Annotated in this window: 14 protein-coding genes; 4 read left to right on the top strand and 10 right to left on the bottom strand. The window is 61.3% G+C overall.

The window, feature by feature from the left end; genetic code table 11:
* Positions 1–2: 2 nt before the first annotated feature.
* The 8 genes from MUY21_RS02955 to MUY21_RS02920 all read right to left on the bottom strand — a co-directional run bounded on the left by MUY21_RS02955 (position 3) and on the right by MUY21_RS02920 (position 5,764).
* A complete protein-coding gene (locus tag MUY21_RS02955) occupies positions 3–998 on the bottom strand; it encodes a BMP family ABC transporter substrate-binding protein (RefSeq protein WP_248408890.1) in 996 nt (331 codons plus the stop codon).
* 159 nt (positions 999–1,157) lie between these two features.
* Positions 1,158–1,601, bottom strand: coding sequence for a ribosomal protein S18-alanine N-acetyltransferase (rimI, locus tag MUY21_RS02950; protein ID WP_248408889.1), 444 nt, complete (start codon positions 1,599–1,601; stop codon positions 1,158–1,160).
* Positions 1,602–1,604: 3 nt separating this feature from the next.
* Positions 1,605–2,222 carry a tRNA (adenosine(37)-N6)-threonylcarbamoyltransferase complex dimerization subunit type 1 TsaB gene (gene tsaB / locus MUY21_RS02945; protein ID WP_248408888.1) on the bottom strand — a complete coding sequence of 206 codons (618 nt, stop codon included), beginning with the start codon at positions 2,220–2,222 and terminating at the stop codon, positions 1,605–1,607.
* Positions 2,212–2,775, bottom strand: coding sequence for a NifU family protein (locus MUY21_RS02940; protein WP_248408887.1), 564 nt, complete (start codon positions 2,773–2,775; stop codon positions 2,212–2,214). Before MUY21_RS02940 ends, tsaB begins: the two co-directional genes overlap by 11 nt.
* Before the next feature lie 69 nt (positions 2,776–2,844).
* On the bottom strand, positions 2,845–3,300 hold the full coding sequence (locus tag MUY21_RS02935) for a universal stress protein (RefSeq protein WP_248408886.1): 456 nt from the start codon (positions 3,298–3,300) through the stop codon (positions 2,845–2,847).
* Positions 3,301–3,358: 58 nt separating this feature from the next.
* On the bottom strand, positions 3,359–4,393 hold the full coding sequence (locus MUY21_RS02930; RefSeq protein ID WP_248408885.1) for an AbrB family transcriptional regulator: 1,035 nt from the start codon (positions 4,391–4,393) through the stop codon (positions 3,359–3,361).
* Positions 4,386–5,249, bottom strand: a complete 864-nt coding sequence (locus MUY21_RS02925) for a branched-chain amino acid aminotransferase (protein WP_248408884.1) — start codon at positions 5,247–5,249, stop codon at positions 4,386–4,388. Before MUY21_RS02925 ends, MUY21_RS02930 begins: the two co-directional genes overlap by 8 nt.
* A gap of 80 nt (positions 5,250–5,329) precedes the next feature.
* A complete protein-coding gene (locus tag MUY21_RS02920; RefSeq protein WP_248408883.1) occupies positions 5,330–5,764 on the bottom strand; it encodes a DUF1489 domain-containing protein in 435 nt (144 codons plus the stop codon).
* A 125-nt stretch (positions 5,765–5,889) separates the two neighbouring features.
* Between MUY21_RS02920 and MUY21_RS02915 the strand changes: the two genes are divergently transcribed.
* Both MUY21_RS02915 and MUY21_RS02910 read left to right on the top strand, forming a co-directional pair.
* A complete protein-coding gene (locus tag MUY21_RS02915; protein WP_248408882.1) occupies positions 5,890–8,145 on the top strand; it encodes an adenosylcobalamin-dependent ribonucleoside-diphosphate reductase in 2,256 nt (751 codons plus the stop codon).
* Positions 8,146–8,476: 331 nt separating this feature from the next.
* Positions 8,477–9,577 (top strand): AAA family ATPase, encoded by a 1,101-nt coding sequence (locus tag MUY21_RS02910; RefSeq protein ID WP_248408881.1) that lies wholly within the window; start codon positions 8,477–8,479, stop codon positions 9,575–9,577.
* A 78-nt stretch (positions 9,578–9,655) separates the two neighbouring features.
* On the opposite strand, the gene MUY21_RS02905 is transcribed toward MUY21_RS02910, so the two are convergent.
* A complete protein-coding gene (locus MUY21_RS02905) occupies positions 9,656–11,056 on the bottom strand; it encodes a phospholipase D-like domain-containing protein (protein WP_248408880.1) in 1,401 nt (466 codons plus the stop codon).
* Between the two features lie 167 nt (positions 11,057–11,223).
* A complete protein-coding gene (locus MUY21_RS02900) occupies positions 11,224–11,883 on the bottom strand; it encodes a C-terminal helicase domain-containing protein (RefSeq protein WP_248409179.1) in 660 nt (219 codons plus the stop codon).
* Here MUY21_RS02900 and MUY21_RS02895 point away from each other — a divergent pair.
* Positions 11,873–12,400, top strand: coding sequence for a hypothetical protein (locus MUY21_RS02895; RefSeq protein WP_248409194.1), 528 nt, complete (start codon positions 11,873–11,875; stop codon positions 12,398–12,400). The genes MUY21_RS02900 and MUY21_RS02895 overlap by 11 nt on opposite strands.
* Positions 12,400–12,690, top strand: coding sequence for a hypothetical protein (locus MUY21_RS02890; protein ID WP_248408879.1), 291 nt, complete (start codon positions 12,400–12,402; stop codon positions 12,688–12,690). Before MUY21_RS02895 ends, MUY21_RS02890 begins: the two co-directional genes overlap by 1 nt.
* Positions 12,691–12,827: the final 137 nt, after the last annotated feature.

Raw genomic sequence — 12,827 nt, 5'->3', positions numbered from 1 at the left:
GATCAGAACTTCATCACGGGGCAGGTGTCATCCGACTGATAGTCGTGGACCGTGATCTCGCCTGCGATGATCTTGGCCTTCGCCTCTTCAACGGCGGCCTTCATTTCGTCGGTGACCAGTTCGGCATTATGCTCGTCCATCGCAAGGCCGACACCCTCATGCGCCAGGTCCATCACGCGCACGCCGGGCTTCAGGTTTTCGCCTTCCATCATAGCTTCATAGACCGATACATCGACCCGCTTGACCATCGAGGTCAGTACCTTTCCGGGATGCAGATAGTTCTGGTTGCTGTCCACACCGATCGACAACACACCTTCGTCAGCTGCTGTTTGCAACACGCCCAGACCGGTGCCGCCTGCTGCCGCATAGATCACGTCCGCGCCCTGGCTGATCTGCGCTTTCGTCAGTTCGCCACCCTTCACCGGGTCGTTCCATGCGGTCGGCGTGGTGCCGGTCATGTTCGAGATGATTTTGGCGTCCGGGTTGGTTGCCAGTACACCCTGCGCATAGCCACAGCCGAATTTGCGGATCAGCGGAATGTCCATCCCGCCCACAAAGCCGACGGTGCCCGATTTCGAGGCCATGGCCGCCATGATCCCAGCCAGATACGAGCCTTCGTGTTCGGCAAAGGCCACATTCAGCACGTTGGGTGCGTCCGACCAGCCATCATTGGTCACAAAGGTGGTTTCGGGGAAATCGGGGGCCACTTCGGACAGGGCGGCGGACATGGCAAAGCCAAGGGTGATCACCGGGTTTGCACCGGTTTCGGCAAAGCGGCGCAGGGCTTGCTCGCGCTGGGCTTCGGACTGAAGCTCGATCTCAAGATAGCTGCCACCTGTTTCCTTCGCCCATTTCTCGGCGCCGTTATAGCCGGCTTCGTTGAACGATTTGTCAAACTTGCCGCCAAGGTCGAAGATGATCGCTGGGTCGGCCAATGCCGCCCCGGCGGTCAGGGCCACCGACGCCGCTGCGCCAAGAAATGTCTTCATCAGGGTCATGTTGATACTCCCGGTTGTTGGTGTTGGGGGTCGCTGACGGAATGTCAGCCGATTCCCAAAGTCTGCGAGCAGATCGCTGAATAGGATCATCCGGGATTTTGGGCAAAGGGCAAGGGTGGGGTCAACATTAAGTTTCGCCGCCTGCCCTGAAAACGCCTATTATTCAGAAGGTTCACGCAAGGGAAGCTGCTTTTCCAGCAGGATGGCATCGACGCTGTCACCCGTATGACGTGCATAATAGCCCACCCGGCGACCAGATTCGGTCCATCCCGCCGATCCATACAATGCGCGTGCCGCGGTATTGTCGTCGGCCACTTCAAGAAACGCACGGATGGCACCGCGCGCTCTGGCCTGATCTTCGAAGGCAGACAGCAACTGTCGGCCGATCCCGTGGCCTTGATGGTCGGGATCAACTGCGATGGTCAGAAGTTCGGCTTCGTCAAGGACGGTGCGTCCCATGACGAACCCCTGGTCCAAGCCTGCCACGAACACATGCGGCGAAGACAGCAGGGCCTGCATCTCGGCCGCGCTCCAGGGACGTTGATCGGTGAACGCCGCCGCATGAAGCGACGCAAGCTCAAGCGGGGTAGGCTGTGTGCACATGGATCAGGGCAGGATAACCGGCGCCGGGTCGCGCGGCGGGGCGGCATCGGCGGCGCGGATGTAGAGCGGGGCAGGGCGCGGGATCGGGGTCGGCCCGGCGGCGGCAAGGCGCTTTGCTGCGATCCTGGCAATGGTTGGGGCAGGGTCTGCCATGGCGTTCGGGCCGATCCGTGCGCCTTTAAGTTTGGCGACTTCCCGGCTTGAAAGAAGCATTGGCGCATCGTCAGGGGCGCCATCGCGCAGATATTGCGCGTACACATGATCGCGCCGCGCGTCGATCAGCGACCAGACCGGGCGCTGGGCGTCGAAGGCTTGCGCATCCAGCGACGAGACACCGATGGCGGGCACGTCCAGCGACAGCGCCAGACCCCGTGCGGCGGCAACGGAAATACGGATGCCCGTGAAATTGCCGGGTCCGATCCCGACCCCGATGGCATCAAGATCGGTCCACGAAAACGCTGCCTCGGCCAACAGATCTTCCAGAAGCGGCATCAGGCGTTCCGCTTGTCCGCGTGCCATATCTTCGTATCGCGATGCGACGATCGTCTCACCCGACAGCAAAGCGGCCGCGCAATGCGCGGCCGATGTGTCAAATGCCAGGATCAAAGGGTCATGCGGCAACGGGGCGCACCTCGACCACCTCGGGGATATAGTGCTTCAGCAGGTTTTCGATCCCCATCTTCAGCGTCAGCGTCGAAGACGGGCAACCCGCGCAGGCCCCCTGCATGTGCAGATAGACAATGCCGCGATCGAACCCGTGGAATGTGATGTCGCCCCCGTCCTGGGCCACGGCAGGCCGCACGCGGGTGTCCAGCAGTTCCTTGATCTGTTCGACGATTTCGCTGTCCTCGCCATCATGTTCGGCATGGCCAGCGGGGGCGCTGGCTTCGCCGGCCATCACGGGTTGGCCGGACTGGTAGTGTTCCATGATTGCACCAAGGATGGCGGGTTTGATGTGATCCCACTCGACCTGATCGGCCTTGGTCACGGTGACGAAATCCGCGCCGAAGAACACGCCGGTCACACCCTGCACCTTGAATACCCGTTCCGCCAAGGGAGAGCTGCCCGCAGTGTCCGCGGTGGGGAAGTCAGCCGTCCCCGTGCCCAGAACCGCCTGTCCGGGCAGGAATTTCAGCGTCGCGGGGTTCGGAGTGGATTCTGTCTGGATGAACATGTTGGCGCACCTTTTTTGTCAGGTTTGATATGGGCCTCGCGCTGGGCAGAGTCAAGCCAATGGACCCGTTCAAGTGATCTCTTCCAACCGGTCCTTGGACATTTCACCGGGCACGATGGTCATCGGCACTGGTAGCGTGGCCGAGGCCCGCATCATGTGGCTGATGATCGGGCCCGGACCGTTCTTTTCCGACCCGGCCCCCAAGACGAGCACCCCAATATCGGGGTTTTCGTTGATCTGGGCGATGATCTCGGGCACGGCTTCGCCTTCGCGGATGACCAGTTCGGGGTCCACCCCCTGCCGGTCGCGCATCCACTTGGCGTAAACTTCGAAATGCACGGTGATCCGCTCGCGGGCCTCTTCGCGCATGATGTTGCCCACACCGATCCAGTGATTGAATTCATCTGGCGCGATGATGGACAGAACCTGAACTCCGGCACCGGTCTTGGCCGCGCGCATCGCCGCGAAGCGCATGGCGTTCAGACATTCGCGACTGTCGTCAAGGATCACAAGGAACTTGCGCATGTTGGCCCTCCGGAAACGGCGCCAGTCTGCACAAGGGGCCGGGTACTGTCCACGTTTTTCAGCGCGTCGCACCACGGGCAATGCGGGTCGCATAGCCGGTGATCAGGATCGCCAGCACGACAAGTCGCCCGACATGCGCGGCTGCCACGAAACTGGGGTCAGCCCCCATGGCGACGCCCACGATGATCATCGTTTCCAGCCCCCCCGGCGCAAATCCGACCAGCATGTCCAGGACCGGCAGGCCGGACAGATGGGCCGCTGGGATCGCAACCGCCGCCGCAAGCGAGGCGGTCAGCACGACGACCACCGCACCCGCTGCGAAATTGCGTTTCAACTCACGCCAGGTCACTCCCGAAAAGCGCGTACCGATCAGGCATCCCATCATCACCAGCACAACTTGGCTGACCCAGGGCGGCAGGTTGCCATCCACCACGCCGGTCAGGTGAAACGCCGCAGCCGCGATCATCGCCGCCAGAAGAACTGGGGCAGGCAGGCGCAGCCGGATCAGGACCGGAGTCAAAGCCAGCGCCAGCAGAAGTTCCGCCCCGATCATCAGCCACGGCGCAGTCGCCCGGCCCACGGGCAGACCGGGCCCAAGCTCGATCCCTGACAGGCGTGCGGCAACCGGGACGAACAGGCTGAGCGCCAGAACCCGGAACGAGGCCAGGATTGCCGGGCGCGCCACCGGGATACCAAGGCTGTCGGACAGGGACACCACAAGGCTCAGATGGCCGGGCGCGGCGGACAGGAAGGCTTCGTCGCGATCAAACCCCATGCTGCGGGTCAGCACCCAGCGCCCGATATAGGGGGTGGCAATGGTTAATACCGCCAGCATGGTAAAGGCGATGGGCCAGCGGATCACGGCCTCGATGCTGGTTGGCGTGACCATCGACCCGACGGTGATCCCGACCAGAATGAAAATCACGTTGCGCAGGGGGGGGGCGATGTCCGTGTCCAATCCGCGCAGGCTGGCAAAAGCCACCACAAGGGCGGGGCCAAGCAGGAACCCCATTGGCAGATTGACCGCCCAGGCGATGGCAGCCCCGACCGATCCGACACCAATGGTCAGGATCGTCCTGTAAGGCTCACGCATTGGAATGCGCCCAGTCCCAGTAAAGTTCGCGCACGCGGCGCGTCATCGTGCCGGAGTTGTACATGGTGCCATCAAACTCGCTGACCGGCGTGACTTTCATCATGTTGCCGGACAGAAACACCTCGTCCGCCTTGCGGAAGTCATCGAAGCTCAGCACCGTTTCATGCACTGTGATCCCGTCCGCACGCATGTTTGCAATGTGGCGGGCGCGGGTGATCCCGGCCAGAAAGCAGCCGTTGGGAATGGGCGTGAACACTTCGCCGTCGCGCACCATGAACACGTTGGCCGAGGAGGTTTCGGCCACATTCCCCAGCGCATCAGCCACCAAGGCGTTGCCGTAGCCTTTCGCGCGGGCTTCGGCCAGCATCCGCGCGTTGTTCGGGTAAAGACACCCGGCTTTGGCGTTGACCACAGCGTCCTCCATCACTGGGCGGCGAAAGCGCGTGGTGGTCAGGGTCGTTGCGGCTGTTTCCGGCACCATCGGGATTTCTTCAAGTGAGATGGCAAAGCCCGTGGCCCCCGCTTTTGGCACGATGCCCAGATCGCCGCCTTCCAAGGCCCAGTACATGGGCCGGATGTAAACAGCCGCGTCTTTGGGATAGGCGGCCAGCCCTTCCTTCACGATCTCGACCATATCGGCGGTTGTGACGGTCGGCGTGATCATCAGGGCTTCGGCGGACCGGTTCACGCGGGCGCAGTGGGGTTCCAGATCCGGGTGGATGCTTTCGAAAAAGCGCGCACCATCAAAAACGGTCGTGCCCAGCCACGCCCCATGATCTGCCGCCCGCATCGTGTACACATCGCCATCATGCCATGTGCCGTTGAAATAAGTGCGGATGTTGGTGCCGGTCGCCATCGGGGCCTCCTTCAAATTCGGGGCGAGATTATCAGGCAAAAGGCCGGTGTCCAGACCCGGTGCATGGCAGGGGCAGGGGGTCAGCGGATGCCGATATCGGCCAAAGCGGCGGCGAGGTCACTGGGCAGGGACGTGTCACCCGCGTCACCGCCTGTGGACAGATCGCGCGGCGCATCTTGGGGCGTCAGATAGCGCCAGCCCTGAAAGGCGCGGCGTGGTTGGCTTTCGGTGCGGATCACACTCGGGTCCAGCACTATGCCGCACCGGCGGATGCCATCCTCGCCAATCACTTCGTCCAGCCGGATCACGCGTTGGCGCGCCAGCACGAAGCCCTTGAACACCCAATAAAGCGACCCGCCGGATACGAGTTCGCTTTCACGCTTGGGCCACATGCGCGTGACGTGGCGCGGATTGGGCTGACCGCTTTCGGCCATGCGCGCGGCCTGCCATGTTTCCAGATCTTCCACTTTCTCTGCTCCCACGCAGAGTTTTACCAGATTTATGGTGCTGGCCACGATCTCACCCCAGATATTGTGGTTAGCTTACCACTTTACGCCGAATCTCGTCCTTTGGCAATTGACCTCACCCGGCCGGATCGCCTAGTCTCAAGGGCCTTCCAACACGCACAGGAATCGTCTGCATGAGCCGTTTTGCTGCCCCCATCGCCGAACAAATCTGGGATATGAAATACCGGCTGAAGCAAGCCGATGGGACGGCCGAGGACAAGACGGTCGAGGATACTTGGCGCCGCGTCGCGCGCGCCCTGTCTGAGGCCGAGCCGGAGCAGGAAAACGCTTTCTATGACGCGCTGGAAGATTTCAAGTTTCTTCCCGCAGGCCGGATCACCGCAGGCGCCGGGACGGGTCGTTCCGTGACCCTGTTCAACTGTTTCGTCATGGGCACGATCCCAGACAGCATGGGCGGCATTTTCGACATGTTGAAAGAGGCCGCGTTGACCATGCAGCAGGGCGGCGGGATCGGCTATGACTTCTCGACCATCCGGCCACGCGGCGCGGATGTGAAGGGCGTGGCGGCAGATGCGTCTGGCCCACTCAGCTTCATGGACGTTTGGGACGCGATGTGCCGCACGATCATGTCGGCAGGCTCGCGTCGCGGTGCGATGATGGCCACCATGCGCTGCGATCATCCCGACATCGAAGATTTCATCACCGCCAAATCCGACGCTGCCCGTCTGCGCATGTTCAACATGTCGGTGCTGGTCACGGATGATTTCATGCAGGCCGTGAAAGATGACGCAAGCTGGGATCTGAAATTCGACGATACGATCTATCACACGGTCGAGGCGCGCGATCTTTGGAACAAGATCATGAAGGCGACCTATGATTACGCCGAACCGGGCGTGATCTTCATCGACCGCATCAACCAGATGAATAACCTGGCCTATTGCGAAACCATCGCCGCGACGAACCCCTGCGGCGAACAGCCCTTGCCACCCTATGGCGCTTGCCTTCTTGGCTCGATCAACCTTGCACGACTGGTGGCCGATCCGTTCGAAGATGCCGCCCATCTGGACGGTGATGCGTTGACCGAACTGGTCGCGACAGCGGTGCGCATGATGGACAACGTGGTGGACGCCAGCCGCTTCCCATTGGAGGCACAACGGCAGGAAGCCCAAGCGAAACGCCGCATCGGGTTGGGCGTGACAGGGCTGGCTGATGCGCTGTTAATGATGGGCCTGCGCTATGGCTCGGACGAGGCCGCGGCCCAGACCGAGGCTTGGATGAAGCAGATCGCACGGGCGGCCTATCTTGCGTCAGTGGACTTGGCGAAAGAGAAGGGGCCGTTCCCGCTGTTTGATGCCGAGAAATATCTGGCCTCCGGCTCGCTCACCCATATGGACGAGGATGTGCGCGACGCGATCCGCGAACATGGCATCCGCAACGCGCTGCTGACCTCGATCGCGCCCACCGGCACGATCAGCCTATATGCGGGCAACGTGTCGTCAGGCATCGAACCGGTTTTCGCCTATGCCTATACCCGCAAGGTGCTGCAAAAAGACGGCTCGCGCACGGAAGAAGAGGTCGTGGATTACGCCGTCCAGATGTGGCGCGACAAGTTTGGTGACAAGGAGTTGCCGGATTACTTCGTGAACGCACAGACGCTTGCACCGTTGGATCATGTGAAGATGCAGGCCGCCGCCCAGAAATGGATCGACAGCTCGATTTCCAAGACCATCAACTGCCCCGAAGATATCAGTTTCGAGGCGTTCAAGGACGTTTACATGGAGGCCTGGGACAGCGGCTGCAAAGGCTGCACGACCTACCGCCCGAACGAGGTGACTGGGTCTGTCCTGTCTGTATCCGAGGACAGCGAAAAGGCGCCCGAAGCCGATAGCGGTGCAGATGTCGTCTATATCTCAGAGCCGCTGGACCGCCCGCAATCGCTGGAAGGCCATACCTACAAGGTCAAATGGCCCGACAGCGAACACGCGATCTATATCACCGTGAACGATCTGGTTCTGAACGGCCACCGCCGCCCATTCGAGGTGTTCATCAACTCGAAAAACATGGAGCATTTCGCCTGGACAGTCGCCCTGACCCGTATGATCTCGGCCGTGTTCCGGCGCGGTGGCGATGTGAGCTTCGTGGTCGAAGAGCTGAAAGCCGTGTTCGACCCGCGTGGGGGCGCATGGATGGATGGAAAATACATCCCGTCAATCCTCGCGGCCATCGGCGGGGTCATCGAGCGCCACATGGTCGCCACGGGCTTCCTGGAAGGCGAAGGCATGGGCTTGAAAACCGATCCGCAAGCCGAAGTCATCAACCTGGGCAACGCCCCGCGCGGCCCCGCCTGCCCAAGTTGCGGCCAATACGACATGCGCATGATCGAAGGCTGCATGACCTGTGCGTCATGCGGTCATTCGAAGTGCGGGTGATCTGCGTTGGGTTGGTGATTTGTTGTTTAGCATAGCATAACATGGCCATTGAGGGGTGTTTTTTGACCTCTTGGCACAGATCAAATGACCACCGAGAGCTTGGCTTTCGGTGGTTCTCTTTTGTTTTCAATGCATTGCTGGATTTGGACGCCTGGCCTGCCTGTGACCTGACCGAAGCGAGCGGTCGCCGCGCCGTGGTCTTGATCTAAGCCAGAGATGTTCCTTAAAAGTTCCCCCAGGGTTCCGGAACCTTTCATCAGTAATTGCTCCAGCGCCAATGCGCCGGGGGCCGTCACGCAAGGTGCGCCTTGCGCCCAGAAAGGACTCCGCGATGACCCGCGCCACGACGACGATCCCGTTTCATGACCTCACGTTCATTGATGACATCGCCAAGCTGCGTGATGTCGAGGCACGATGGAAAACTTTCCTCAAACGCATCCGCCAGAAAGCGCAGGTGGCCGATCTGGAGACCGGGAAGATCACCGAGGAGGACGCGGTGGAGCCATACTATCTGGTGAACGACAGCGACCTGCGCAGCATCAAACGCCGCGCCACGCGGCTGCTCGAACGGGTGCATTCGTCCACCGGCATGTATCACCTGAGCGAGGAGAACCGCGCCCGGCTGACGCCGCTGCGTGGCGGCCTGCCGGTCACCCGCGTCACGTCCGAGCACGAAGCCGATGAAATCGCCGCCGCGCTGCATGCCGAGATGCCGTGGATGGCACGCGCAACCGAAGAGGTTTGGCATGGTCTGCGCGCCTCAGCTCGTGACGGGTTGCCTGGCGTGCGGTTCAATCCGCTCGTCCTGAACGGCTCCCCCGGCATCGGCAAGAGCTACTGGACGCGACGCTTGGCGCATCATCTCGCGGTGCCCACGACGATGATCGAAGCCACGGGTGAGCCTGCGACATTCTCTCTGGTCGGCTTGCAGAAGGGATGGGGGAGTGCAGGCCCCGGCAAGCTCATGCAAACCGTCCTGAGCGCCCGCCACGCGGGTCCCCTGGTCATTGTGGATGAGATCGAGAAGGCAGGTGAAATGCACTCGAACAAGGGTGTGCGACATACGCTCACCGACGGCCTCCTGCCGCTGCTGGAACGCATGACGGCGGCCCGGTGGGACTGCCCGTTCTTTCAGATCAAATGCGATATGTCCTGGGTCAACTGGGTGATGACGGCCAACAGCCTGCACGGTTTTCCTGAGCCCCTGCAGAGCCGCTGTGTCGTACTCGACCTGCCGGACCTGACGCCGGACCAGCTACGGCAGTTCGCAATCACCGAAGGCGCCCGCCGCGGCCTTCCTGATCCGGCGCTGGCCGCTCTGGTTGATGTCTTCGACTGCGGTGCGGTCTCGAACGCGCGCCTCAGCCTGCGGACCGTCGCCCGGATGCTCGACCGCGCCAAGGCGCTGGCCAAGCAGCCCATGTTGCATTGAGGAGCCCGCCATGACCCCCCTGACCATCCCCTTCCAGCACGGCACGTTGGCGATCCTCTCGGATTTGCACCTGGACAGCTACCGGCGGCTCGCGCTGGACCCCATCAGCCTTATGAGCTTTGAGGAAACCCTCTGGAACGCTGACGCACTCATTCTCGCCGGTGAGGGCAACGAATAAAGCGCTTGAACGGTCGCAATGCGCTCGGACGCCAACTGCGCCGGATCAAAGACGTTCTGGATCATGGGCGAGCCCATTCGATGCGTCATCACGACAAGGCGTTCGTCCGCATCATGCGCGGCACGGCGAAGTAGCGGCAGGTGATCGGATGCGGCGAGGATGCGAAGGCTTACGGGGATCGTGTCTTCGGTGGGTGCGGATTCGAGTAGCTGACCAGGCTTCAACCTTAATGCTGTCCGCATAGCCTGCATCGCATCGCGCGAGTCGCGGGCCGTTGGCACCGCTGCCGTGATGGCCCCGAAGAGATCGAGGCAGTGGGCTACAGCGCCGTCGCGCAGCTCGATCGAGAGCTCGTGGGCGCGAAATGGCGATTGAAGCCAGTTGCAGGACCCCAGCAATGCACGAGCACCATCGACCCCATCGTCTGCGATGACGATCTTTGCGTGGCTATGCACTGGTTCGAGATGGGTTGCGACGCCCGCGCCCGCCGCACGTAATCGGTGCTGGAGCTCTGCCATTGCCCGCGTGTGCTTGCCTTCACCGTTGAGAGAAGAGCCGAAGAAGAGGTGAACCCGGACCCCACGCCGGACGGCGCGTTCCAAGGCGGCCCAGACGCGATCCTGTCCGAGCCGGGCTTTCTCGTCGTCCTGCGCGGCGACGAAGGTCGAGAGCACGAAGACATCGCTGCGCGCTACATCCACGACCTCCTCGAGACGCGCAAGATGATCGCCACCGCCGAACAAGATCTGATCCGGCACCAGAGTCGTCTTGATCGGTGTATCGAGACAAGCCGGTCGCACCGGCTGGCTTGGTCGAGCGGCCGGAAGACGGCCGGAGGCGAGATGCTCGCGCACTGCCGCGCGCAGGGCGCTGCTCGCCCCTTCGGGAAGGGCGCCATCCCTTGCGCGGTCAAGATCAAGGTGGATATAGCGCTTCTCAATCGAGGAGAGGTTGGCGCGCACAATGGCGAATAACTCGCCGGGGCGCAGCGACGAGCTCAACAGATGGCGCACCCGCTCTTCCATGGACGAGTCTGTCTCTGCTTCGTCGCTGTCCGGAAAGTCGACGATCGTCGCCCCCTTCGGAGTTTGTTTCAGAGGTTTGTGTGCTACGTTGCGGCCGCGAAACACCGAGCCTCCCAATTTGTCGAAGACGAGGCTGACCGTCATTTCGCGGCGCTGCGCCCGTTCAGGTAGGGATCGGCCGGCCAGCAGGTGGGCGCGCGCGGCCTCGGTCATCGCAAGTGCGGGCTCGGGTGCGATGCGAACCTCGATCAGCCCGAACCGCATCAGGCGGCTCACTGCCGCCTCTGCCACCTGACGGGGAATACCAAGCTCAACCGCCACCTAGGCGCTCGTCCCCGGTCTCTCACGCAAGGCGAGAAGTACCTCCTCTTCAACAGGGCTCCAGCCCCATCGACGCTCGATAATGGCACGTGCTCGATATCAGACCGCTGGGATCAACAGCGTCATTGAACCACCTTCCCGTCCTCACTGCAGGCAATGATCGACGCCGTGGGAACCGCGTTCGGGTCATCCGACGCCGCCATCAGGTCGATCCGTCTCAGCAACGCCGCCAGGAATTCGAGGTCATGTCCGGACCCGCGTCCGGGTTCGGACCATTTGACCGCGTTCTTGAGGAAGCCGGTCGATGTTACGAGCACGAGCTTGTGCTTCGCACGGCTGAGCAGAACATTCATGCGCCTTCGGTCGCCGAGGATGCCGAGTGCATGTCGGCCCATCTTCTGATTGTTGCGCACGGTGCTCACCACCACCAGGTCGGCCTCGCCTCCCTGAAAGCTGTCGATCGTCTGAACGAACACACCGTCACCCTTGGGGCTGGCGAAGCCGTTCAGGAGCCCGGTCTCAAGGTCGACGCGCGAGGCCACGCGCTCATGGAGGATGCGGCACTGTGCCGTGTAGGACGATAGGATCGCGAGTGTCGGAGTAGCGCCATTTGCAGGGCCCAGCCGGTCGAGAGCCTCGAATAGCGCTGCGGCCTCGGCCCGGTTGCAGGGCGAAGTGCCGTCGTATGTCTCGAATGCCTTCACCCGGGCCCGGCTCAACGACGGAAGGTCGAATAGGACGACGGGGGCTGACAGCGCACCGCTGGATGATATGATCGGCACGCGTCGACGCACGGTCAATGCGCTTGTTGCGAGCCGTTTTGCAGAGCTGGAGGCACAAGGGCACGGACCACATCGGCATGAGGGAGCGGTGACGCGCCAGATGCTAGAGGATCGGGTTCTGCGTGGTTTAAATCCGATGACAGGAAACAGGACAGATGGCGTGACCGGCGGCATTCACCCCCTGAGCCGCAGAGCGACAAGAATAACCAGCGAAGCAGATTTCGTCGCTGCCGATGCGTTTATTCGTAGATCATCAGAGTACCGTTCTTCAAGAGATGCGGTATTTTCTCTGTTCGGTCGTGGACGACCACGATTTGAAGTTGTCCTACCTATCGAAGATGTTCTTGGCCCTGATTATACGAGCGCAGTCGAAGGGCTAAAAAGGTTAGGGAGTTTCAACAACCCGCAGGGAATTGTGCCGATTGATTTTAATGGTGGGCAGGTAAAAGCTGTCTATGAACTGACTCCAGACGGGGAGCCTGTTTTGGTCACATTATTTCCGATTGGGAAAACCTGATGACGCGCATAGATCTTAGAACCGAAGCGTGGCTGTCTGACATCGGGCTGTATTGCGGAGGCAATACATATGACCCATACAAATTACGACAGATCACTGCAGAAAAATCCGAGTGGTCTGAACGCCTGAAGCGCAACTTTGAGCACGTCCTAATCTCGCGGCAGCTAAATGCTCTAGAATATGAAGAGAAGGTCGATATTGAATTTGCGAGTGACGATGAGCTCTATGGCTACCTTCAACGGCTGTTCGCTTATCTTTTTGAGGATGGTCCGTTCCCGGAATGGAATTGATGGCATCGGGCGGCGAGGAGAGCATGGCTATAGCCTAAACGAATGTCCGATTTGCGGGCTGCAACTGCAGCATCCAGCATTGGCCCTGAAAGTCCGGTAATGGGATGTGCCGGCTGCTTCACCCAGCAGGTTAGGCT

It is taken from the genome of Aliiroseovarius sp. S2029, from assembly GCF_023195575.1.
Classification (GTDB): Bacteria; Pseudomonadota; Alphaproteobacteria; order Rhodobacterales; family Rhodobacteraceae; genus Aliiroseovarius; species Aliiroseovarius zhejiangensis.
The sequence above is the reverse complement of the archived record's forward strand: the minus strand, read 5'-3'. Positions and strand labels throughout refer to the sequence as shown.

What these genes read in the sequence shown, in the direction of transcription:
- MUY21_RS02955 (WP_248408890.1), bottom strand. Translation starts at nt 998, where the DNA reads ATGACCCTGATGAAGACATTTCTTGGCGCAGCGGCGTCGGTGGCCCTG.
- MUY21_RS02890 (WP_248408879.1), top strand. Translation starts at nt 12,400, where the DNA reads ATGACGCGCATAGATCTTAGAACCGAAGCGTGGCTGTCTGACATCGGG.
- MUY21_RS02930 (WP_248408885.1), bottom strand. Translation starts at nt 4,393, where the DNA reads ATGCGTGAGCCTTACAGGACGATCCTGACCATTGGTGTCGGATCGGTC.
- MUY21_RS02925 (WP_248408884.1), bottom strand. Translation starts at nt 5,249, where the DNA reads ATGGCGACCGGCACCAACATCCGCACTTATTTCAACGGCACATGGCAT.
- MUY21_RS02895 (WP_248409194.1), top strand. Translation starts at nt 11,873, where the DNA reads ATGATCGGCACGCGTCGACGCACGGTCAATGCGCTTGTTGCGAGCCGT.
- rimI (WP_248408889.1), bottom strand. Translation starts at nt 1,601, where the DNA reads ATGTGCACACAGCCTACCCCGCTTGAGCTTGCGTCGCTTCATGCGGCG.
- MUY21_RS02910 (WP_248408881.1), top strand. Translation starts at nt 8,477, where the DNA reads ATGACCCGCGCCACGACGACGATCCCGTTTCATGACCTCACGTTCATT.
- MUY21_RS02935 (WP_248408886.1), bottom strand. Translation starts at nt 3,300, where the DNA reads ATGCGCAAGTTCCTTGTGATCCTTGACGACAGTCGCGAATGTCTGAAC.
- MUY21_RS02940 (WP_248408887.1), bottom strand. Translation starts at nt 2,775, where the DNA reads ATGTTCATCCAGACAGAATCCACTCCGAACCCCGCGACGCTGAAATTC.
- MUY21_RS02915 (WP_248408882.1), top strand. Translation starts at nt 5,890, where the DNA reads ATGAGCCGTTTTGCTGCCCCCATCGCCGAACAAATCTGGGATATGAAA.